This is a genomic window from Helicobacter apodemus (genome assembly GCF_000765745.2).
GTDB lineage: Bacteria > Campylobacterota > Campylobacteria > Campylobacterales > Helicobacteraceae > Helicobacter_D > Helicobacter_D apodemus.
The window spans coordinates 12829-33474 of record NZ_JRPC02000016.1 but is presented as its reverse complement, the minus strand read 5'-3'; the positions used below and the strand labels follow the sequence as shown (position 1 = coordinate 33474).

The window sequence follows — 20646 nt, the reverse complement described above, 5'->3', positions numbered from 1 at the left end:
GAAGATCTTTATTATTTAGAAATTTGCACTTAAGGAGAGCCAATACCTTCTGCCTTCTTCTACGCGATTATAGGCATTATACCAAGTTTCAGTAACTTGACCATTCCTATCAGTTGAAGTAGTTTTTATGAAATCTTGAGTGAAATTTTTGTTAAGTAAATTATAAACCCCCATATTTAAATGCCAATCTTTATTAATTTCATAGCCTAAACCTAAAGAGAGCAAAAAGACATTTTTATAGTATCGATTAACGCTACTATATTCGCTAGGATCTCTGAATCTATTCCCTTGATATTCTGCTTTGAGGTAGGGAGTAGTTTTGAGGATTTTATAAGTAGCCTTTCCCATTAAGTTATGTTTCAATGAGCCACTCTCTGGCTTACCTATGGCATTTTGTGTATCAGATTCTTTAACTTTATTATCTGTATAGGTATAGGCAAGATCAAAGCTAAGATTTGGTGCAGGAGTAATGCCTGCTGCTAATTCTATCCCTTTATAATCTACCTTTCCGTGATTTATGGCTTGAAAGCAACGCTGTGCAGAGCAAACTCCAATACTTGGGACATTTTGATTTTGTTCAAATCTTGTGCTAGAAATTTTATCTTTAAATTTTGTAAAGTATCCCGTTAGGCTTAGATAATAGTTTTCTTGATTATAGATAGCAGAGGCTTCATAGTTAATAGAAGTTTCCTCTTTTAAATTAGGGTTTCCATAAATAGGGTATCTTCCTTGTCCTCCATAATTATATTCTCCAGCGATTAAGCGGTTAGCATAGGGAGCTTTAAATCCTGTCGCTACCCCTCCTTTAAGTGTTAAATCCTTATTAGGATTAAATACTAAATAGCCCCTTGGGGAGAAGTTGTTTCCAAAAATCTCGTGGCGATTGTATCTTCCCCCTAAGGTTAAGTTAAGATTTTCTAAAATAGAAAATTCATCTTCGGCAAAAACCGCTAAGAGATATTGGTCAAACTTATTTGGTGTTGCAATCTTATCACGCATTTTTTCTAATTTGTATTCACCACCAAGACTTAATATATTTCTCTCTCCTATGGGAATAATAGCCTTAGTATCTATAATAATATCCTCTGCCTTAATATCTCTATTATGCCCTAAATCTTTCTGTGTGGCCTGTCCTACGACCTCTCTGCCATTATTAGTAACACGATTGTATTGAAGTCCAGAATCAAGATTGAAATTATTATAAGTTCCTTGGTGTGTGAGATAAGTTACAATCTTATCAACATTCATTTTGGGGGTATATCCACCTGTTAAACCACCGCTATTCAAAGGACTCGTCAATGTCCCTAATTGACCACTTTTGTTGTTATAAGAGTTTTTAGAATAATCTATATCAAAGACTATGGTATCTTCTGGGGTAGGGAGATAAGTAAGTTTTGCTCCAGCATTGAAGTTATTAGCTCTTGTTGGACTCTGTGCTTGATTGGCTGGGACAATTTGTCCTGTAGAATTGGTATATTGAACATTAGAACCTTGTCTGTGAAATTGTCGGTAACGCAAGGCTAATCCTAGATTTTCCGCTAAGGGACCACTTCCATAAAGGCTTGCAGAATAACTATTTCCCCAGCTTGAATCATTATGAAAGAGGCCATCACTTTGAACATTTAATCCCCATTCTTTGCTAACTTTTTTGGTGATGATATTAATAACTCCACCTAAAGCTTCAGAGCCATAAAGGGTAGACATAGGACCTTTTATAACTTCTATTCTTTCAATTGCTGATAGCGGAGGTAAAAAGGCATTAGAGATTTCATTAAATCCATTAGGTCCTACTTCACCCCCAACCCCTTGACGTCTGCCATCAACTAATATAAGTGTATATCCTGTGATACCCCTCATCGTAATATTATAATTTCCTGTTTTTCCTTTAGAGGCAAACAAATCTACACCAGGAATATCTGCAATGGCTTCTGTTATATCACGATAAGGTTTAGTAGATAGCTCTTCTTTGGAGATAACATTAATAGTAGCAGGAGCGTCTTTAACATCTTGTAAGAATCCCGAAGCGCTAACGACAGAAGTATCTAAAACATATTTTGAATCTCCCATTGCTAAGACTTGGGATAGCAGTAAAGAACTCAAAGTGATTTTAATAGTAGAATCTTTTAACATAACTTTTCTTTCCTTCGTTTAATAATTTATTATTAGCATTAAGCATTAAGCATTAAGCATTAAGCATTAAGCATTAAGCATTAAGCATTAAGCATTAAGCATTAAGCATTAAGCATTAAGCATTAAGCATTAAGCATTAAGCATTAAGCATTAAGCATTAAGCAATTATAGTTATACAAAAAGATTTATTAAATTATTATTATAATAATTACTTTTATTTATATAATTGTAGTGATTTAAAAAAGGATTTTTAAGTTTTTATAAATTTTATAGATTCTTTGAGTTTATAGAGATAATGAAAGGAGTGGAAGTTTGAATTGCAAAATAGCATTAAGAAGTGGTCTGTAATGCTTGTACTTCCTCATCACTGAATAGCCTTAACTCTAAAACAAACATTTCGCCACTTCCATATTCTAAAGAATATTCGCTACCATTTCCTTCTTTTGCATTGATAATAAGCTGTGTGTGTTTATAATATTCATATTGACTATGATGAATGTAAAAAGGAGCTTCACCTATGTATCCTAAAAAACTATCATTCTCCCCAACTTTAAAATCTCCTTTTTGGTAACATAATGGAACAGAGCCATCACAACAACCTCCACTTTGATGAAAAAGAATTTCGCCATATTCCTCTTGGAGTTTTTTAATTAATTTTAATGCTTTTTGTGTTGCAATTACGCGTTTAACCATTTTTTATCCTTGATACTAAGACTTAGCTTAGAGCGTATTTATTTTATTAAGAGCTGCTTGATAGTTTGGCTCATGACCAAGTTCTTCGCATATTTCTTGATAGATTAATTTGCCTTCTTTATCAACAATGAGAACAGCACGGGTTAGCATTCCTTTAAGAAAAGAATTTGCAAGTATTAAACCATATTTTTCCCCAAAAGTTTTATCTATGAAGTCGCTAGCTACGATGATATTTTTTGCATTAGCATCTAAACAGAATCTCTCCATCGCAAAGGGTGTGTCAATGCTTACAATATACACTATGCAATCTTTAAGTTTTGTAGCTTCTTGATTGAATCTTTTTGCTTGTATAGAACAAACCGATCCATCAAGACTTGGGACAACGCTAATAATTTGTATTTTATCTTGTTTGCCGCCAACTTTAATTTCGCTAAAATCTTTACTAACAAGTGTTATTTCAGGGGCATTTTCACCTACTTTAAGGGGTTTTCCTTTTAAAAATACTTTTTCTCCTTGAAAACTAATAGTCATTCGTTTATCCTTTATTTAAATAATGATTGAAGATTTTATCGATCTTATTTAACCTTTTAGGTGAAATCACCTAAAAGGCATTATTGTGCCATATCTAAAACCATTCTCCCATCAATTTGTCCTTTTCTCATTTTGTCAAAGACTTCATTGACATTTTCTAGTTTTGTTGCAGTAACATGAGCTTTTACTCTGCCAGTTTGGGCAAAATTAATGGCTTCTTGTAAATCAAGTCTTGTCCCAACAATAGAACCCCTTACTGTGATTCCATTTAAAATCATATTGAAAATACTAATAGGAAATTCTCCTGGAGGAAGACCATTCATAGCGACAGTTCCGCCTCTTCTTGTAAGCGCAACAGCTTGTTCAAAAGCTTTTGGGGAAACAGCAGTAACTAGCACTCCGTGAGTTCCTCCATCTGTCGCATTGCGTATTTTTTCAACGACATTTTCAGTTTTTGCATTAGCTACAACTTCAGCTCCATATTTTTTTGCTAATTCAAGTTTGTCATCAGCGACATCAACAGCAGCAATACGCAATCCCATTGCCTTAGCATACTGCACAGCCACATGCCCTAACCCACCAATCCCAGAAATGGTTACCCACTCTCCTGGTCGTGCTTCAGTCATTTTTAAGCCTTTATAAACAGTTACACCTGCACAAAGAATGGGGGCGATATTCACTAAGTCTTGATGGCTTAAATTTTTATCTAATATACCAACATAATCCGCAGCCCCTACAGCATATTCCGCAAAGCCACCATTGACAGAATATCCTCCATTTTCTTGACTTTCGCAAAGTGTCTCCCATCCTCCAAAGCAATGCTCACAATGTCCGCAAGCACTATAAAGCCAAGGAATGCCAACAACATCGCCCACTTTTAAATGCGTTACACCTTCCCCTAATTCTACGATTCTACCAACGCCTTCGTGTCCGGGGATAAGGTTTGCTTTAGGTTTTACAGGCCAATCACCATCGCAAGCGTGCAAATCTGTATGGCAAACTCCGCAAGCTTCAATTTTTACTAATATTTCATTTTTACCCGGTTTTGGAACGGGAACTTCCTCTATAACAAGAGGTTTTCCATATTCTTTAGATACAGCTGCTTTCATAGTTTTTGGGATACTCATTTTAAACTCCTTAAATTTAGTTTTGTTTAATGGGGTTAAATTCCCATTAATTTAGTTTTTATTAAAAGAAACCTAATTTATTGATAGAATAATTTACCAATATATTTTTAGTTTGTTGGTAATGATCTAGCATCATTTTATGGGTTTCTCTACCAATTCCTGATTGTTTATAGCCTCCAAATGCTGCGTGTGCAGGATAGGCGTGATAACAATTTGTCCAAACTCGCCCTGCTTGAATGCCTCGTCCAAATCTATAAGCTCTATTAATATCACGTGTCCAAACGCCACTTCCTAAACCATAGATTGTATCATTAGCAATCTCTAGGGCTTCTTTATCATCTTTAAAGGTGGTTACAGCTAAAACAGGACCAAAAATCTCTTCTTGGAATATACGCATTTTATTGTGTCCTTTAAAGATGGTAGGCTTGATATAGCAACCTTTGGATAATTCACCACTTAGTTGATTTCTCTCACCACCAATAAGGCATTGTGCACCTTCTTCTTTTCCTACTTTTATGTAATTTAAAATAGTTTCTACTTGCTTTTCATCTACTTGAGCACCCATCATTGTGTTTGGGTCTAAAGGATTCCCCACTTTGATAGCTTCCACTCGTTTAAGGACTTTTTCCATAAATTTATCATAAATTTTTTCGTGGATTAAAGCTCGGCTTGGGCAAGTGCAAACCTCACCTTGATTAAAGGCAAAAAGGACAAGTCCTTCAATGGCTTTATCTAGGTATTCATCTTCATATGCCATAACATCTTCAAAGAAAATATTAGGCGATTTACCTCCAAGCTCTAAAGTGCAAGGAATAATATTTTCTGTAGCGAACTGCATAATTTGCCGCCCAACACTTGTAGAGCCTGTAAAGGCTACCTTAGCGATTTTTGGATTTGTTGCAAGTGATTTCCCTATCTTTCCTCCACTTCCATTAACAATATTAACTACCCCTGCAGGAAGCAAATCGCCAATGATGTCAAAAAGCACTAAAATACTTGCTGGAGTAGGGCTTGCTGGTTTTATAACTACACAATTTCCCGCCGCTAATGCAGGAGCAAGTTTCCAAGCTGCCATTAAAAGAGGAAAGTTCCAAGGAATGATTTGCCCAACTACTCCTAGAGGTTCGTGAAAATGATAGGCTATAGTGTTTTCATCAATTTCACTAATGCTTCCTTCTTGAGCACGCAAACAACCGGCAAAATAACGAAAATGGTCGGCACTCAAAGGTATATCTGCATTGAGTGTTTCACGGATAGGTTTGCCATTATCCCAAGTTTCTGCGTGGGCGATTAAATCAAGATTTTCTTCAATCCTATCAGCAATTTTTAATAAAATCCTAGAACGTTCCGTAGGACTTGTGCTAGCCCACTTATCTTTGGCTTTATGTGCCGCATCAAGAGCATTTTCTATATCTTTATCACTTGATAGTGGAACTTTGCAAAGCACTTCCCCAGAAATAGGCGTTTTATTTTCAATGTATTTTCCATCAACTGGTGGAACCCATTGACCGCCAATGTAGTTTTCGTATTGTTGTTTAAACACATTTGAAATTTTTGTATATTGACTCAAACTCATCTCCTTTCTTATTAAAGATTTAGTGAAAATTAACTTTATATTTATAATTGAACTTAATTTTCATCCATAGGATACTATACAATTTGTTTTAAAGTTTATAATATCTTAGAGCAACAAAGCAATATATAAATTATATGTTACTTTTAGAAACTTATAAAAAATATTCATTTAGAGGGTGAGATTGGTTTATCCCAAGAAATAGGGTTATAAATTGGATTCTTAGATTATTAATTATTATTTTAGATCACTATTAAGATTAGTTATAGATAGAGGTAAGTTAAAATAGTTTTATTTGGGTATATTTGGGATAGACTGCAAAGAGATATTGATAATCCCTAATAAATCAATCAATTTTAGTATTAAAAGAGATGTGTTGCTTTAGCTTTAATGGGAATTGCAGAAACTTTCTATTCGTTTAATACCTTCTTCAATGCTTTTTAAATCCGTAGCAAAAGAAAATCTAAAATATCCATCCATTCCAAATCCAATACCTGGAACAACTGCAACCCCAACTTTTTCTAGCAAAGATTTGCAAAAATGCATAGAATCATATTCAATTTCTGAGCAATTCACAAAGAGGTAGAAAGCACCATCTGGAGTATTTACATTTAATCCTTTAATAGCGTTAATTTTTTTGCAAGCAAAATCCCTTCTTTCTTCAAAAGCTAACCGCATTTTTTTGATTTCTTCATCCGCTCTCCCATCAAGCCCAGCTATAGAAGCCCTTTGCGTGATAGAGCAGACATTAGAAGTTGATTGACTTTGGAGATTATCAATAAGTTTGCATAGCTTTTTATCTTTGCACGCTAAATAACCTATACGCCAACCTGTCATAGCCACAGATTTACTTAATCCATTAATGGTAATAGTCCTCTCTAACATATCAGAGTTAATACTTGCAGTAGAGGTGAAGCTACCATTATAAACAAGCTTTTCATAGATTTCATCACTAATAACCCAAATATTTGTTCCTTTTAAGACTTCAGCAAGTGCTTGTAATTCTTCTTTAGAATAGAGCATTCCTGTAGGATTTGAAGGAGTGGTTAAAATCAGCATTTTAGTTTTAGGAGTGATGGAATCTTTTAATTGTTGGGGAGTGATTTTAAAATTATTTCCTTGTGTAGTTTGCAAAAATACATTTGTCCCTAAGCTGTAAGATACAAGCTCTGGGTAGGTAACCCAATAAGGGGTGGGGATAAGGACTTCATCGCCTTTTTGGATAAGTGCTGCAATAACATTAAAGAGGGAATGTTTTGCTCCATTGCTTACAATAATTTCTTTGGTGGTGTAGTTTAAATCATTCTCTCTTTTTAATTTGTCGCTAATAGCTTGTAGTAGTTCTGGGATTCCACAAACAGCAGTATATTTTGTAAATCCTTCTTGGATAGCCTTTATAGCTTCCTCTCTAATGGCTTGTGGTGTATTAAAATCGGGTTCTCCGGCAGAAAATGAAAGAATATCTTTACCCTGTGCTTTTAAATCTCTAGCTAATGTGCTAATTGCTATGGTAATAGATTCTGAGAGGTTATTAATTCTGTCTGAATATGAATACATAAATGAATCCTTACTTTGTTGCAGTTAAAATATTGTGTTTATTTGCTAGTAGTATAGCTTTATTTTCTTTACAAAAATTTGAAAATATTAATTTATACTAGATTATGCTAGGTTTTTATCATATTTAGTTAGATACACTTATTAATGTTTAGTTTATTAGACTAAATTTAAATGAATTTTTTTACTAAGGTTATTGACAAAAGATTTTTTTTTAATTATAATTGCACTCGTTTTTATAAAAAATTATTTGATGGAGGTAATTCCTATGAATTTTAAGCCACTTGGAGAAAGAGTCTTAGTAGAAAGACTTGAAGAAGATACTAAAACTGCTTCTGGAATCATTATTCCTGATAATGCTAAAGAAAAGCCTTTAATGGGTATTGTAAAAGCTGTTGGAAGTGAAGTAAAAGATGTAAAAACCAATGATAAAATTGTATTTGGTAAATATTCTGGAACAGAAGTAAAACTTGATGGTGTGGAATATTTAATATTAAAATTAGAAGACGTTTTAGGCGTAATAGCTTAAGTTTATTAAAATTTGATGATTATATATTATATTAAGGAGTAAAAATGGCAAGCAAAGAAATTAATTTTTCAGATAATGCAAGAAATAGATTATTTGAAGGTGTTAAGCAATTAAGTGATGCGGTAAAAGTTACTATGGGACCTAGAGGAAGGAATGTCCTTATCCAAAAAAGTTTTGGTGCACCAAGTATTACCAAAGATGGTGTTTCTGTCGCAAAAGAGATAGAATTAGCAGATCCTATCGCAAACATGGGTGCTCAACTTGTTAAAGAGGTTGCTAGTAAGACAGCTGATGCAGCAGGGGATGGAACAACAACAGCCACTGTTTTAGCTTATAGTATTTTTAAAGAGGGTTTAAGGAATATTACAGCAGGAGCAAATCCTATTGAGGTAAAAAGAGGTATGGATAAAGCAGCGGAAGCTATTACTGAAGAGCTTAAGAAAATTACAAAACCTGTAGCGGGTAAAAAAGAAATTGCCCAAGTTGCGTCAATTTCTGCAAATTCTGATGCAAAAGTAGGAGATTTAATCGCTGAAGCTATGGAAAAAGTAGGAAAAGATGGGGTTATAACCGTTGAAGAAGCAAAAGGGATTAATGATGAGTTAAGTGTCGTTGAAGGTATGCAGTTTGATAGAGGTTATTTAAGCCCCTATTTTGTAACTAATAGCGATAAAATGGAAGCAGAGTTAGAGCATCCCTATATTCTCTTAACCGATAAAAAAATTACTTCTATGAAAGATATTTTGCCGCTCTTAGAATCTACAATGAAAGGTGGTAAGCCTCTATTAATTATCGCTGAAGATATTGAGGGTGAGGCTTTAACAACTTTGGTTGTCAATAAATTAAGGGGTGTTTTAAATGTTGCTGCTGTTAAAGCTCCTGGATTTGGCGATAGAAGAAAGGAAATGCTAAAAGATATTGCGACTTTAACAGGTGGAGAAGTGATTAGTGAAGAGCTTGGTAAAACACTAGAAAATGCTACTATTGAAGATTTAGGGCAAGCTTCAAGAATTGTTATTGATAAAGATAATACAACTATTGTAGATGGAGCAGGGGATAAAGGTGCAGTAACCGCTAGAATAGCACAGATTAAAACACAAATTGAATCAACAACTAGCGATTATGATAAAGAAAAACTCCAAGAGCGATTAGCAAAACTTAGTGGTGGTGTGGCAGTTATCAAAGTGGGTGCTGCAAGTGAAGTAGAAATGAAAGAGAAAAAAGATAGAGTAGATGATGCACTCTCTGCAACTAAAGCTGCTGTAGAAGAAGGGATTATTATTGGTGGTGGAGCTGCTTTAATTCGTGCTGCAGCAAAAGTAAAACTTAATTTAGAGGGTGATGAAAAAATTGGTTATGAAATTATTAAACGTGCCATTTCAGCTCCTATTAAGCAAATTGCTGCAAATGCTGGATTTGATGATGGTGTGGTTGTTAATAATGTGGAAAAAGATTCTAATATTAACAATGGATTTGACGCTTCAAGTGGAAAATATGTTGATATGTTTGAAGCTGGAATTATTGATCCCCTCAAAGTTGCTAGAATTGCTCTACAAAATGCGGTATCTGTATCTAGCTTGTTGCTCACTACAGAAGCAACTGTCCATGAGATTAAAGAAGATAAACCAGCTATGCCTGATATGAGTGGCATGGGTGGAATGGGAGGTATGGGTGGAATGATGTAATTCCCCTACCCTTCTTGAAATCTTTTTTAAATTTTGCAAGAAGTTTTTCTAACTTCTTGTGCTTTTTGCTATGTTCTAATTCAAAAAAATTAATCCATCATCATCATAAGAATCCTAAATACTTTTAACAATCTACAGCTATATAAATGATGATAGTCCCTTGTTAGGAATTTTGTTTCTTGATAGTTTATAGATTTTTACAAAGGAATATAAATAAGGACTAGGGTCTTTGCACAGAACTTTGCCAAGAGCAGTAAAGTTTTAAGACTAAAAGTTGCTTTATTTATGATTTTAGTCTTAGATGAGGTTATAATAAAGAGTGCTAATTATGCCTTTGTCTCAAAAATAAGGTTTTTATTAGAGGAAACTTCTTCTACAAATTCTTGAATTTTATCGCTTAGATGTTGGTTGATAGCATTAGAATCAACATTTTGTTGTTTTAATTGTTCTACTTCTCCTGCGAAATATTGTCGCACTACTTCTTGCTCTTGTAGTGAGAGTAAGCTTAAATCTTTGCTTTGTTTGATTTTTGCTAAGATTTTTGCTGCCTCCTCTAAAGCTGATATATTGGGTTTATTTTTCCTTTTTGTTTTTGCTTTTTCATTATTTGCTTGGTTGGAGTTATCCACCATTTTGGCTAAAGAATTTTCTTGAGATTTTAAAATATTTTTAAGTGTCTCTGCTAAGCTACCCCGAGTTACTTCAATGTGTTCTTTCACACTTATTTCGCCATCTAAATTTTGGTCTTGAGTGATGAAATTATTGAGTAAATCCTCTATGGTGCGCACATTGGTATTGTCTGCCTTTGAGTTTGTAGAGACAGAATGCACCACTATACCATTGTTTAAAATACCTTTTTCTAATATTCCAAATTCATAGCCGTCTTTTATTAGCTCTCTTTCTGATTCGGAGAATTTTCCATCCCTGTCTAAATCTGCTTTTTGTGCTTCCACATCTCCAGCAGTAATGTGTGCATACCAACCACTCACATAGGATTCTGCCTTGCCACTTAAGCGTATTAGCCCATCTTCTCTGGTAAAAAAATCTTTTTTATCAAATTTTTCTTGCAATCGCTCTAAATTCTCTTTAGAAAGGAGTGCGCTAATTCTATTTCCGCTTGTAGGATCATTAAAAAGCACGGGTTTATAATTAGAATCTTGCCCTATTAGTTTTGCTTTTATAGATTCTTGAATGTTTTGTGGTTTTGTCTGTGAATCTTGCTCTGCCTCCCTTTGCAGAGAGGATTGTGAGCGATTATTGGCGGATAGATAGAGTGTCTTTGATACGATATTATCTGCACCACCTATAGGCATTTTCTCTCCTTTAAATTATGGGTTTCCATACTAAAAAACAAACACGTCCGCCTATTTTCATACTAACACATCTTCTCACTAATCCAGACTTAGATTCTGCACTTGCAATGATATTTTTTGTATTTTGTTTATTTTCATTAGTTTTTATGGTTTCATATTTTTGCAACACATTAAAACTATCATTACTTTGATTATAATCTATATTTCCATAAGAATAAACACTGATACCTGCGACCAAAAGCATTTTTAATAATGTCTTTTTCATAAGAATTCTCCTTTTAAGTTTTTAAGAATGTTTTAACTTTAGCCCTAGAACATTCTAAAATAATAAATCTCATTTATTAAGATGGAGCTTAATTAAGAATAATATTTCTCATTATGCAATAGGGCTGTTACAATATTAAGCATTTTTGAAAATTATGTAGAAGAAGGGCTTATTATTTGATGATGGTGTTGTTAATAATGTAGAAAGTGTATGACTTTATTTTTATGTTAAATAAAAAAGTAATCAAGAGATTTATAAATAATCTATTTGCAAACGATTAAAGAATGATAAAATTTATCTAAAATATTCTAAATTAAGTGCATTTGGTGTAGAATTTGTGATTTAGGTGAGATTTATATTTAAAAAGGAATGTTATGCAAGATATGAAGAGTTTGTGGGATTTAACTCCACTTTTTAAGGATAAAGATTCTTTGCAAGTTGCTATTAAAAAAAGTATTGAAAATACAAAAAGATTTGAAGAGAAATATAAAGATAAACTTAATGCTTTAAGCCCTAAAGAGTTTTTTATACTTGTAGAAACTTATGAAAATAATTGTGAAGATCTTGCTAGAATAATGACTTATGCTTTTTTATCTTTTGCTGCTAATACCAAAGAGGGAGCGTTTTATGCAGAATGTGAAATGCAGGTTAATAAAGCCCAAGAATCTTTACTCTTTTTTGAAGTGGAGTTTAATGCACTTCCAAAAGAATTGCAAGAGCAGTTTATCCAGCAAGGTGGAAAATACACTTATTTTTTGGAGCTTTTATCTAAAAATGCTAAACATCAACTAACCTTACCTGAAGAAAAAATTTTATTAAAAACACAACCCGTTGGGGTTGATGCCTTTAAAAGGCTTTTTGATGAGCATTTTAGTCGCATAAAATTTAAGTTTGATAAACAAGAGCTAAGCGAAGAAGAAATTTTAAGTTTTCTTTACCATAAAGATAGAGAGACAAGAAAAAAAGCAGCACAATCTTTGAGCTTAGAGTTAAATAGGAATATAGAGTTTTTGACGTATATTTATAATGTTGTGAGAAAAGATTTAAAAATACAAAGTGAGCTTAGAGGATATGAAAGCTTAGAAGAATCTCGCCATATCAGTAACCAAACGACACAAAAAAGCGTAGATTTAATGGTGCAAACTATTGATGAAAATGTAAAAATTGTTGAGGAGTACTACAATATAAAAAGGGAGCTTTTAAGCTATGATAAACTTTATGATTATGATAGGTATGCACCTTTGCCTATGAGTAATAATGAAGTTTTTAATTATGAAGACTCTAAAAAGATCATCTTAGATACTTTTAAGGGTTTTTCTACTAAATTTTATGAGATTGCCAAAAAGGCTTTTGAGGAGGGTTGGATTGATTCTCATCCTAGAGACAATAAACGAGGAGGAGCTTTTAGCCATAGTGGGGTTGCAAGTGCTCATCCTTATTTGCTCTTAAATCACACTAACCAAAGGAGAGATGTTTTTACAATAGCTCACGAATTGGGGCACACTATCCATCAAAATCTTTCTTATAGTGTGGGGTATTTAAATTCTGATACACCTTTAACTACTGCTGAAACCGCCTCTGTATTTGCTGAAATGCTATTATTTGAGAATATGAAAGATTCTTTAAAGAAAGAGGAGAAGATTGCCCTTTATGCTGGAAAATTAGAGGATATTTTTGCGACACTTTTTAGGCAAAATGTTTTTACAAACTTTGAACGTAGGATTCATACAAAAGAGGGTGAGTTATCCACAGAGGAAATTAATACAATATGGCAAGATGAAAATCAAAAAATGTTTGGGGATAGTGTAGTTTTAAGTGAAAATTATCGTCTGTGGTGGTCTTATATTCCTCATTTTATTCATACACCTTTTTATTGCTATGCTTATAGCTATGGACAACTTTTAGTAATGGCACTTTTTGGTGCATATCGTGAAGAGGGTAAAAGTTTCATTCCTAAATATGAAAAGTTTTTGAGCCTTGGAGGTAGCCAGTCACCTAAGGATCTTGTTGCTATTTTTGGGCTTGATATTGAGGATAAAGATTTTTGGAAAATTGGTATTAATGAAGTGAGATTATTGCTCGAAGAATTAAAAGGCATTTTATAAGGAGGGGTGGTGAAAATTTTGTTAAGTGATAAAAGGTTTTTATCTCTATTAAAAAGGCATTGCTATGAAATAATAAAAGTTCTTATGGATAAACGCATAAATTTTTCTATTGTCTGTAGTGTCGCTTGTGTGAAGTTTGAACCTCCATTGCCCAATCAGATTTATGATACCTTTAATGATTTAACAATGTTTATTTTAGCTGGCTATACTTTTGAGAGTTTAGAGTTAGAGGAGAATAATTTATATTTTGAAGCAGGATTTGGTGAGGATAATTTGGGGAGTTTTGTAACAGTTCCTTTAGAAAGCATTGTGCAAATTTTATTACCTGATGATGAGAATTTTCGTTCTGACTTATGTCTTTATATTAACTTGTTTGGAGTGCTTTTAGAGCCTAAAAATGCCAAAAATAATGAAGAAGAGGGGATTAATAGTTCAATGAAAGCTTTATTATCAAACCCTAAAAATAGTAAGTTTAAAAAATGAGAAATTTTTGCTATACTAGAAAGCTTGTTTGGGAGGTAGTTTGATGAAGAAAATAGAATTAGAGTTGTTTCGTTTTGATATACAAACGGATTATTTACCTTATTACACTAAGATTAATAGGATGATTGATGAAGATGCTACCCTTGCTGATTTGTTAGAGGAAATTAAAGAAAATGTTTTTGCATACACTTATGATGCCTATGGATTTAAAATTAATGATGTGGTTGTTTTTGATTTTGAATTAAAAATAGTTTCTTTATATAAAAAATTTGGTTCTACTTGGAAAATTGAGCCTTTAAATCCACATTTAGTCATAAAAGATTTAGCAATTAATCCTGAATCTTTTTTAAAAAAAGTAGAAGTTTTAAGAGAATATGGGCTTAAGCAAGATGATAAATTTATTCTTTCTTTTTTACCTTATGCCTATGCTACACCTTTAAGCGTTGAAAATAAAGAATATTTAACGGAAGCCTTTTTTGTAATTGCTTATTCTTTATACCAAAAAAATAAAAATAAAGATTTATTAAAACTCATAGCAAATTTTGAAAATGGCATTTTTAATGCTCAAAATCTTGAAACTTACCTTTATCCTCAAGATAGTAAAATTGATGATTATATTTGTCAATTCCAAAAAGATATTTTAGAAGAATGCTTTGAGGGCGATATACAAAAATTTAAAAATTATCTTACAAAAAGTTTATTGAAGGAATAATATGGATTCTTTTGTGATATTGCATAATGATTTTTATCCTACAAGTTCAATAATTTTATTGCAAAATTTAAAAAACCTTTTAAAAAAAAATTGCATTAATGATTGTCAAATTCAACAACTTTCTCTAGGAAATAAACTTTCTTTTTTAATGGAAGAGAGGTTTTATTATAAAGTTTTAAAAGTGCTTATAACCATACAAAAAGAAGATAAGCAAACTTTAATTTGCGATAGTCAAAGTCTTATAGTGATTATAAAGCTTATTAAAAAACTTTATGAAGAGCAAGAATTTAAAGAGGAATTAACGCATTTTTTAAAAGAGGAAATTGATATTTTAGCCTTAGAGGGGAGCATTAAGTTTATCCCCGAAATTGTTTTAGAGACTTTTAAAAAAGATGATAATTTTAGGAGCTGGAAAGGTTTTAAAGCTGCTTTTATTATTGATAGAGAGTTAGAAAGTTTTGTTAAAGAAATACAATTTTTGGAGAAATTAGAAAATATATTGGAGCTAAAAATCCTCCCTTTTTATAAAGATAGCTATGATTATCTTTTAAAAATTAATCCGACTTTAGCTTATAAAATGGCTTCTAATGATTATTATGAAATGGTTGATTGTGGGGTTGATTTTATTATGACTGCTAATATTGGGAATTTTGAGATTTTTGATAGGCATTCAAAAATGATACAAAAAACTGCCGGACGTGATGATTTAGAGATACCATTGCTATTTTTACCGCAGGTATTTTTAAGCACTTTTAGAGATAGTAACGCTACTAACCTACTTTTTAAAGAACATAATATTCCTCCAAAGATGCTTTAGTGATTCATCTCTTTAAGATTATTATTGCATTTGCTATTGCAGTAATATGGTATTACCTTACACAAAATCAAGAAATTTCTATAGCTTTTTTTATTTTGATGCTTATTGTGTTTTTTATAAAACCCATAGCCTACCAAAGCCCAACTGAAAGGGAAGAGTTTATAGAAAAGTTTAGAAAATCTAAAGAGCGTCAGATAAATTTAGAATTAATGAGAAAAGAAGAAAAAAAGAGAGCACAAGAAGAGAGGGATAAGAAAAAATCTAAAGAGGAAGAAACCCAATAATGGCTTTTATGATTTTACAAACAACTAGTAATCCTAAAAACGCAAAAAAGCTCATTCAAAAAGCTTTTAACAAAGGTTTGACCTCTTGTGTGCAACAAGAGGTTATTACAAGTCATTATCTTTGGAAAAATAAGAAAGTAAGAGAGAAAGAAATATGTTTGAGTTTTAAGATTAATCAAAAAGATTTTAAAAAGATAAAAAAGCTAATTCTTAAATGGCATAGCTATGAGATTCCAGAGATTATAGGGATCAAAGTTCATAAAGTTTCAAAGTCTTATAAGCAATGGCATAAAAATACACTAAAGGGTTAAGGGTTAGCCTTAGTTTTTTTGTTCTTTAATATATTCCATGATGATGGCGTGTGCTTCATCTTTAAGTTCAAGTTTTTTTCGTTTTAATTCCCTTAACTCCATATCACCAAGATGCTCTCTGCCTTCTGTAATATCTTGAATCTTTTGGTCTAAATTATTGTGTTCATCAAAAATTTTTGCAAAATGAGCGTTTTCTTGTTTTAAGACACTGATTTGTTCTCTGTATTCGTGTAGCATAAAAACTCCTAAATAATGATTTTAAAGATTATAAACAATTTTGCCTTAAAAATTACAACACTATCTATTAAATATTCTTTTAAGAAACTAAAACTTCCTAAGGAATAAGTTGCTATAATTCCACAATAAACTTAGAGCTTAAGTTAGGAATCTTGTATGAATATAACAATCATAGGAACAGGCTATGTAGGATTGGTGAGTGGAACATGCTTTTCTGAAATGGGGAATAAAGTCTATTGTGTGGATACACAAGAGAGTAAAATACAAGATTTAAAATTAGGTAAAATTCCTATTTATGAGCCGGGATTAGAGGATTTAGTAGTCAAGAATTATGACCATAGGAATTTATTTTTTACAACTTCTTTACAAGAAGCATTAAAGGATTGTGAAATAGTCTTTATTGCTGTTGGCACACCTATGGGAGAGGATGGAAGTGCAGATTTGCAATATGTTTTGGATGCTGCAAGAGAAATTGGCGAAATTATGCAAAAACCTTTAATTGTTGTTAATAAATCTACTGTTCCAGTAGGCACAGCACATAAGGTAAAAAGGGTTATTCAAGAATCTTTACAAAAGCGAGATTTAAATATTAGTTTTAGTGTCGCAAGCAATCCAGAGTTTTTAAAAGAGGGCGATGCGGTTAATGATTTTTTGAAACCCGATAGAGTGATTATTGGCACAGAGGATAAAACAAGTGAAGAGGTTTTAAAAGAGCTCTATGCTCCTTTTGGCAGGAATTATGACAAAATTATTACGATGGATATTCAAAGTGCGGAGATGACAAAATATGCAGCTAATGCAATGCTTGCAACAAAAATTAGTTTTATTAATGAAATAGCTAATATTTGTGAAGCGGTGGGTGCAAATGTGAATGATGTCCGGAGGGGTATTGGGAGTGATAAGAGAATAGGTTATAGCTTCATTTATGCAGGTTGTGGGTATGGAGGGAGTTGTTTTCCAAAAGATATTAGAGCACTTAGTAAAATCGCTTTGCAATCAGGGATTAATCCAAGAATTATTAATGCAGTAGAGGAAGTTAATAAAGAACAAAGAAAGATTCTAGCAAAAAAAATCATCCAGCATTTTGGGGAAGATTTAAGGGATAAAAGCTTTGCAATTTGGGGGCTTAGTTTCAAGCCAGAAACTGATGATATGCGTGAGGCAACCTCTATCGTGCTTATTAATGAGTTAGTAACAAAAGGTGCTAGGCTTAAGGTTTATGATCCAAAGGCTATGGAAGAGGCAAAGACAAATTATTTAAAAGGTGTTCCTAATATTACTTATGCATCCAGTAAATATGAGGCTTTAAAGAATTGCAATGCTTTGGTGCTTGTTACGGAATGGAAAGAATTTAGAAGTCCAGATTTTGATGAGATTAAAACATTGTTAAAAGAGCCTATTATTTTTGATGGTCGTAATCAATACAATATAAAACGACTCCAAAGAATGGGGTTTATGTATTACCAAATTGGTGTGAAAGAATGTTAAAGTATTTTATTTATTTAAGTGTTTTATGGTTTGTTGGTTGTGCTGATCATCCTGTGAATTTCATAAAGCTTACCCCGACTTCTTTGCAAGAATCTTATATTCAAGCCACTAGAAAGACAGAAATTATTTATCAAGAAAAAACACAAATTATCCTCATAGCTACGCATTTGAATGCATTTAATGAGGAAGCTTATCCTAAACAAAAGGGAGAAATATTTTTTGTCAGTGTTTATCAAAGTGATGGGAAGAAAGATTTTTTAAAAGCCTATAATCTTGTTTTAAATAGCGGAGAAAAACCTCTTAAGGTAACACCCTTAAAAGCCAGTGAATTGCAAGGACTAATAGCAGAATACGCAATACCTTGGGGAGAATATTATTTATTAGAATTTTCCCCTCAAAATAAACGTATTCAAGATAGATTAAGTATCACACTATCCCATAAAAAATTTGGGGAAAATACTCTAAATTTTGGCTTTAAAGCCATTCAAAAGTGATGATGCGATTAGATAAAGCTTGTATTCAAAAGGGATTCTTTCTATCAAGGAACAAAGCCCAAGAAGCTATTAAAAGAGGACTTATAAGTGTTAATGAAGTGATAATGCTTAAATCCTCTTTAGAAGTTTCTTTAGAAGATGAAATCACCCTTAAGGAAGAGAAAAGTTTTGTAAGTAGGGCAGGGGAGAAGCTTTTTGGCTTCTTATCTAATCATTCCTTTGCTTTAGAGGGCTTAAACGCATTAGATATAGGATCTAGCACAGGAGGATTCACACAAGTTTTATTACAAAAGGGTGTAAAAGCTGTTTATTGTGTAGATGTGGGTAGCCACCAATTACATAGCACCTTAAGGCATAATCCTAAAATTCAGCTTTTTGAGAAAACAGATATTAGAAGCTTTGCTGCATTATCTCCACTAAAAGCTTATGATATTGTTGTTTGTGATGTTTCTTTTATTTCTATTTTTTCTATTTTGAAGAGTTTTCAAGGGTTAATTGGTCGGTGGTTAATTTTGCTTTTTAAACCACAATTTGAAGTAGGCAAAGTTACAAAACGCAATAAAAAGGGAGTAGTAATAGATAATCAAAGCATCCAACAATCGCTTAAAAGCACGTTAGAGTTTTTGAGAGAAAATGGCTTGAGAGTGCGTATTTGTGAAAAATCTATTATTAAGGGAAAGGAGGGGAATGAAGAGTTTTTTATCGCTTGTGAAAGAGCCTAAAGAGGCTTCTAAGATTATAAGTATTGCTTTAGGGAAATTTGATGGTATGCATATTGCTCATTTTGAACTTTTTAAGGCTTTAGATGAAGGGGGTGCAATTTTGTGTATTGAATCAAATATGGGAGAGTTACTCCCTAAAAAATATCGGCAATTCTTTATCTCTTACCCAATTTATCATCTTTCTTTAGAGTTGGTCAAAGAAAAGAATGCTAAAGAGTTTTTAAGGCTTCTTTTAACTATTTTGCCAAATCTTACCCATATTGTTGTGGGTTATGATTTTCGATTTGGTAAGGATAGGGGTTATTATCCCTTTGATATTAAAAAGCATTTTTCAGGTAAGCTAACCATTGTTAATGAAGTATTTTATAAAAAGCTTTCTGTACATAGTGGTTTAATTAAGGAATTATTATTAAATGGCAATATTAAACAAGCTAATAGGCTTTTGGGACGACTTTTTGAGATTAGGGGAGAGATTATTAGGGGGCAAGGAATAGGGCAGAAAAGCCTTGCTGCAACCATTAATTTAAAAAATGATGGATTTTTGCTTCCACAAGAGGGAGTATATGCAGGTTATGTGCAATTAGGAAAACAAAGCCATACAAGTTTTAAATATCCAGCAGTAATTTTCTTAGGCAATCGCGTAAGCACGGATAAGACTTTTGCTATTGAAGGGCATTTATTAGGGCAAAATATAGAAGTTACAGAAAAAGAGGCGGGATTTTATTTTTATAAAAAGATCCGTGATAATGAATATTTTAATACCTTAGAGCTTTTAAAGGCACAAATTCAGCAAGATATACAAAAAGCTTGTAAAATCTTAAAGTTAGAGCAATCCTGTGGATAAAATTTTTACACAATCTTTGCAGAAGCAATTTGAATTTGATGAAAAGGTTGCGGGGGTTTTTGATGATATGCTTAGTCGTTCTATCCCCTATTATAAAGAGGTTTTGTCTTTAAGTGCGGATTTTGCTTTGCGCTTTTTAAAAGAAGATTCTACCTTGCTAGATTTAGGCACTTCCACAGGAGCTATGTTGCTTGAGATATTAGCAAAAGCGGATTTTAAACTTAATCTTATTGGGATAGATAACTCCTCTTCTATGCTAAAACTTGCAAAGAATAAGCTAGAGGCTTATAGGATGGAAGCAAAGCTTATTTGTGGAGATATTTTAAAGGAGGATTTTCCAAGATGTGATGGTATTATTGCCAATTACACTTTGCAATTTATCCGTCCTTTGCATAGAGAAAAACTCGTTCAAAAAATTTACCATTCTTTAAAGCCCGAAGGTTTTTTTATTTTTTCAGAGAAAATCATCTGCGAAGATAAACGATTAGATTTTGCAATGATTGATTATTATTTGCAAAACAAAAAGAAACAAGGCTATAGTGAATTTGAAATTACTAAAAAAAGGGAGGCTTTAGAGAATGTTCTTGTGCCCTATAGTGAAAGAGAAAATAAAAAGATGCTAAGAGATTGTGGTTTTAAAGGCATAGAAACCCTTTTTAGATGGGTAAATTTTGCTACATTTATCGCTATGAAAGAATGAAGTAGTTGTTGCATTAACCTTAATAAATTAACCTACATCAATAATTTAT

The 20646-nt window shown here is 32.6% G+C and carries 21 protein-coding genes and 1 pseudogene; 13 read left to right on the top strand and 9 right to left on the bottom strand.

Features of this window, described 5'->3' with window-relative positions; genetic code table 11:
- Positions 1 to 15 precede the first annotated feature (15 nt).
- The 6 genes from cfrA to LS72_RS06880 form a co-directional block, all read right to left on the bottom strand.
- Positions 16 to 2130 (bottom strand): TonB-dependent ferric enterobactin receptor CfrA, encoded by a 2115-nt coding sequence (gene cfrA / locus LS72_RS06905; protein WP_034554946.1) that lies wholly within the window; start codon positions 2128 to 2130, stop codon positions 16 to 18.
- Between the two features lie 330 nt (positions 2131 to 2460).
- The gene (locus LS72_RS06900; RefSeq protein WP_034553170.1) at positions 2461 to 2823 is read right to left on the bottom strand and encodes a DUF779 domain-containing protein; all 363 of its coding nucleotides are present in this window, start codon (positions 2821 to 2823) and stop codon (positions 2461 to 2463) included.
- A 27-nt stretch (positions 2824 to 2850) separates the two neighbouring features.
- Complete coding sequence (tpx, locus tag LS72_RS06895; protein WP_034553172.1) at positions 2851 to 3354, bottom strand: thiol peroxidase; 504 nt, start codon at positions 3352 to 3354, stop codon at positions 2851 to 2853.
- A gap of 80 nt (positions 3355 to 3434) precedes the next feature.
- Complete coding sequence (gene adhP, locus LS72_RS06890) at positions 3435 to 4481, bottom strand: alcohol dehydrogenase AdhP (protein ID WP_202978619.1); 1047 nt, start codon at positions 4479 to 4481, stop codon at positions 3435 to 3437.
- 61 nt (positions 4482 to 4542) lie between these two features.
- Positions 4543 to 6051, bottom strand: coding sequence for an acetaldehyde dehydrogenase ExaC (exaC, locus tag LS72_RS06885; protein ID WP_238700750.1), 1509 nt, complete (start codon positions 6049 to 6051; stop codon positions 4543 to 4545).
- Between the two features lie 390 nt (positions 6052 to 6441).
- Positions 6442 to 7611, bottom strand: coding sequence for a pyridoxal phosphate-dependent aminotransferase (locus LS72_RS06880; protein ID WP_034553176.1), 1170 nt, complete (start codon positions 7609 to 7611; stop codon positions 6442 to 6444).
- 265 nt (positions 7612 to 7876) lie between these two features.
- On the opposite strand from LS72_RS06880, the pseudogene groES reads away from it, so the two are divergent.
- Both groES and groL read left to right on the top strand, forming a co-directional pair.
- Positions 7877 to 8134: pseudogene (gene groES, locus LS72_RS06875) on the top strand (co-chaperone GroES); the annotation flags it as partial.
- Between the two features lie 47 nt (positions 8135 to 8181).
- Positions 8182 to 9822, top strand: coding sequence for a chaperonin GroEL (gene groL, locus LS72_RS06870; RefSeq protein ID WP_034553178.1), 1641 nt, complete (start codon positions 8182 to 8184; stop codon positions 9820 to 9822).
- A gap of 326 nt (positions 9823 to 10148) precedes the next feature.
- Here the strand turns inward: groL and LS72_RS06865 are convergent, their stop codons facing one another.
- Positions 10149 to 11135: a hypothetical protein gene (locus LS72_RS06865; RefSeq protein ID WP_034553180.1), complete on the bottom strand. Its 987-nt coding sequence runs from the start codon at positions 11133 to 11135 to the stop codon at positions 10149 to 10151.
- 10 nt (positions 11136 to 11145) lie between these two features.
- Positions 11146 to 11400, bottom strand: a complete 255-nt coding sequence (locus LS72_RS06860) for a hypothetical protein (protein ID WP_034553182.1) — start codon at positions 11398 to 11400, stop codon at positions 11146 to 11148.
- 374 nt (positions 11401 to 11774) lie between these two features.
- Here LS72_RS06860 and LS72_RS06855 point away from each other — a divergent pair, with 374 nt between their 5' ends.
- The 6 genes from LS72_RS06855 to cutA are packed head-to-tail and all read left to right on the top strand — an operon-like array spanning position 11775 to position 16112.
- On the top strand, positions 11775 to 13505 hold the full coding sequence (locus tag LS72_RS06855; RefSeq protein WP_084590132.1) for a M3 family oligoendopeptidase: 1731 nt from the start codon (positions 11775 to 11777) through the stop codon (positions 13503 to 13505).
- 9 nt (positions 13506 to 13514) lie between these two features.
- Positions 13515 to 13988, top strand: coding sequence for a hypothetical protein (locus tag LS72_RS06850; RefSeq protein ID WP_194145573.1), 474 nt, complete (start codon positions 13515 to 13517; stop codon positions 13986 to 13988).
- 43 nt (positions 13989 to 14031) lie between these two features.
- The gene (locus tag LS72_RS06845; protein ID WP_034553186.1) at positions 14032 to 14700 is read left to right on the top strand and encodes a DUF5644 domain-containing protein; all 669 of its coding nucleotides are present in this window, start codon (positions 14032 to 14034) and stop codon (positions 14698 to 14700) included.
- Position 14701: 1 nt separating this feature from the next.
- Positions 14702 to 15517 (top strand): HdrB C-terminal domain-containing protein, encoded by an 816-nt coding sequence (locus tag LS72_RS06840; protein WP_034553188.1) that lies wholly within the window; start codon positions 14702 to 14704, stop codon positions 15515 to 15517.
- Positions 15517 to 15801: a hypothetical protein gene (locus tag LS72_RS06835; RefSeq protein ID WP_034553190.1), complete on the top strand. Its 285-nt coding sequence runs from the start codon at positions 15517 to 15519 to the stop codon at positions 15799 to 15801. The genes LS72_RS06840 and LS72_RS06835 overlap by 1 nt, the downstream gene beginning before the upstream one ends.
- A gap of 8 nt (positions 15802 to 15809) precedes the next feature.
- Positions 15810 to 16112 (top strand): divalent cation tolerance protein CutA, encoded by a 303-nt coding sequence (gene cutA, locus LS72_RS06830; RefSeq protein WP_238700748.1) that lies wholly within the window; start codon positions 15810 to 15812, stop codon positions 16110 to 16112.
- A gap of 9 nt (positions 16113 to 16121) precedes the next feature.
- On the opposite strand, the gene LS72_RS06825 is transcribed toward cutA, so the two are convergent.
- A complete protein-coding gene (locus tag LS72_RS06825) occupies positions 16122 to 16349 on the bottom strand; it encodes a YdcH family protein (RefSeq protein ID WP_034553193.1) in 228 nt (75 codons plus the stop codon).
- A gap of 156 nt (positions 16350 to 16505) precedes the next feature.
- On the opposite strand from LS72_RS06825, the gene LS72_RS06820 reads away from it, so the two are divergent.
- From LS72_RS06820 to cmoA, 5 genes are read left to right on the top strand one after another with little or no spacing between them, the layout of a single operon-like run.
- Positions 16506 to 17837 carry a UDP-glucose dehydrogenase family protein gene (locus LS72_RS06820; RefSeq protein WP_034553195.1) on the top strand — a complete coding sequence of 444 codons (1332 nt, stop codon included), beginning with the start codon at positions 16506 to 16508 and terminating at the stop codon, positions 17835 to 17837.
- A complete protein-coding gene (locus tag LS72_RS06815) occupies positions 17831 to 18331 on the top strand; it encodes a hypothetical protein (protein WP_034553196.1) in 501 nt (166 codons plus the stop codon). Before LS72_RS06820 ends, LS72_RS06815 begins: the two co-directional genes overlap by 7 nt.
- Complete coding sequence (tlyA, locus tag LS72_RS06810) at positions 18331 to 19053, top strand: 23S rRNA (cytidine-2'-O)-methyltransferase TlyA (protein ID WP_331250513.1); 723 nt, start codon at positions 18331 to 18333, stop codon at positions 19051 to 19053. The genes LS72_RS06815 and tlyA overlap by 1 nt, the downstream gene beginning before the upstream one ends.
- Positions 19019 to 19897 carry a bifunctional riboflavin kinase/FAD synthetase gene (locus LS72_RS06805; RefSeq protein ID WP_034553201.1) on the top strand — a complete coding sequence of 293 codons (879 nt, stop codon included), beginning with the start codon at positions 19019 to 19021 and terminating at the stop codon, positions 19895 to 19897. The genes tlyA and LS72_RS06805 overlap by 35 nt, the downstream gene beginning before the upstream one ends.
- On the top strand, positions 19890 to 20597 hold the full coding sequence (gene cmoA, locus LS72_RS06800) for a carboxy-S-adenosyl-L-methionine synthase CmoA (RefSeq protein WP_034553203.1): 708 nt from the start codon (positions 19890 to 19892) through the stop codon (positions 20595 to 20597). Before LS72_RS06805 ends, cmoA begins: the two co-directional genes overlap by 8 nt.
- The last annotated feature ends 49 nt before the right edge of the window (positions 20598 to 20646 follow it).

Excerpts from the sequence above, each read along its gene's own strand:
- cfrA (WP_034554946.1), bottom strand. The coding sequence starts at position 2,130 with ATGTTAAAAGATTCTACTATTAAAATCACTTTGAGTTCTTTACTGCTA.
- LS72_RS06900 (WP_034553170.1), bottom strand. The coding sequence starts at position 2,823 with ATGGTTAAACGCGTAATTGCAACACAAAAAGCATTAAAATTAATTAAA.
- tpx (WP_034553172.1), bottom strand. The coding sequence starts at position 3,354 with ATGACTATTAGTTTTCAAGGAGAAAAAGTATTTTTAAAAGGAAAACCC.
- adhP (WP_202978619.1), bottom strand. The coding sequence starts at position 4,481 with ATGAGTATCCCAAAAACTATGAAAGCAGCTGTATCTAAAGAATATGGA.
- LS72_RS06880 (WP_034553176.1), bottom strand. The coding sequence starts at position 7,611 with ATGTATTCATATTCAGACAGAATTAATAACCTCTCAGAATCTATTACC.
- groL (WP_034553178.1), top strand. The coding sequence starts at position 8,182 with ATGGCAAGCAAAGAAATTAATTTTTCAGATAATGCAAGAAATAGATTA.
- LS72_RS06865 (WP_034553180.1), bottom strand. The coding sequence starts at position 11,135 with ATGCCTATAGGTGGTGCAGATAATATCGTATCAAAGACACTCTATCTA.
- LS72_RS06860 (WP_034553182.1), bottom strand. The coding sequence starts at position 11,400 with ATGAAAAAGACATTATTAAAAATGCTTTTGGTCGCAGGTATCAGTGTT.
- LS72_RS06855 (WP_084590132.1), top strand. The coding sequence starts at position 11,775 with ATGCAAGATATGAAGAGTTTGTGGGATTTAACTCCACTTTTTAAGGAT.
- LS72_RS06845 (WP_034553186.1), top strand. The coding sequence starts at position 14,032 with ATGAAGAAAATAGAATTAGAGTTGTTTCGTTTTGATATACAAACGGAT.
- LS72_RS06840 (WP_034553188.1), top strand. The coding sequence starts at position 14,702 with ATGGATTCTTTTGTGATATTGCATAATGATTTTTATCCTACAAGTTCA.
- cutA (WP_238700748.1), top strand. The coding sequence starts at position 15,810 with ATGATTTTACAAACAACTAGTAATCCTAAAAACGCAAAAAAGCTCATT.
- LS72_RS06825 (WP_034553193.1), bottom strand. The coding sequence starts at position 16,349 with ATGCTACACGAATACAGAGAACAAATCAGTGTCTTAAAACAAGAAAAC.
- LS72_RS06820 (WP_034553195.1), top strand. The coding sequence starts at position 16,506 with ATGAATATAACAATCATAGGAACAGGCTATGTAGGATTGGTGAGTGGA.
- LS72_RS06815 (WP_034553196.1), top strand. The coding sequence starts at position 17,831 with ATGTTAAAGTATTTTATTTATTTAAGTGTTTTATGGTTTGTTGGTTGT.
- tlyA (WP_331250513.1), top strand. The coding sequence starts at position 18,331 with ATGATGCGATTAGATAAAGCTTGTATTCAAAAGGGATTCTTTCTATCA.
- LS72_RS06805 (WP_034553201.1), top strand. The coding sequence starts at position 19,019 with ATGAAGAGTTTTTTATCGCTTGTGAAAGAGCCTAAAGAGGCTTCTAAG.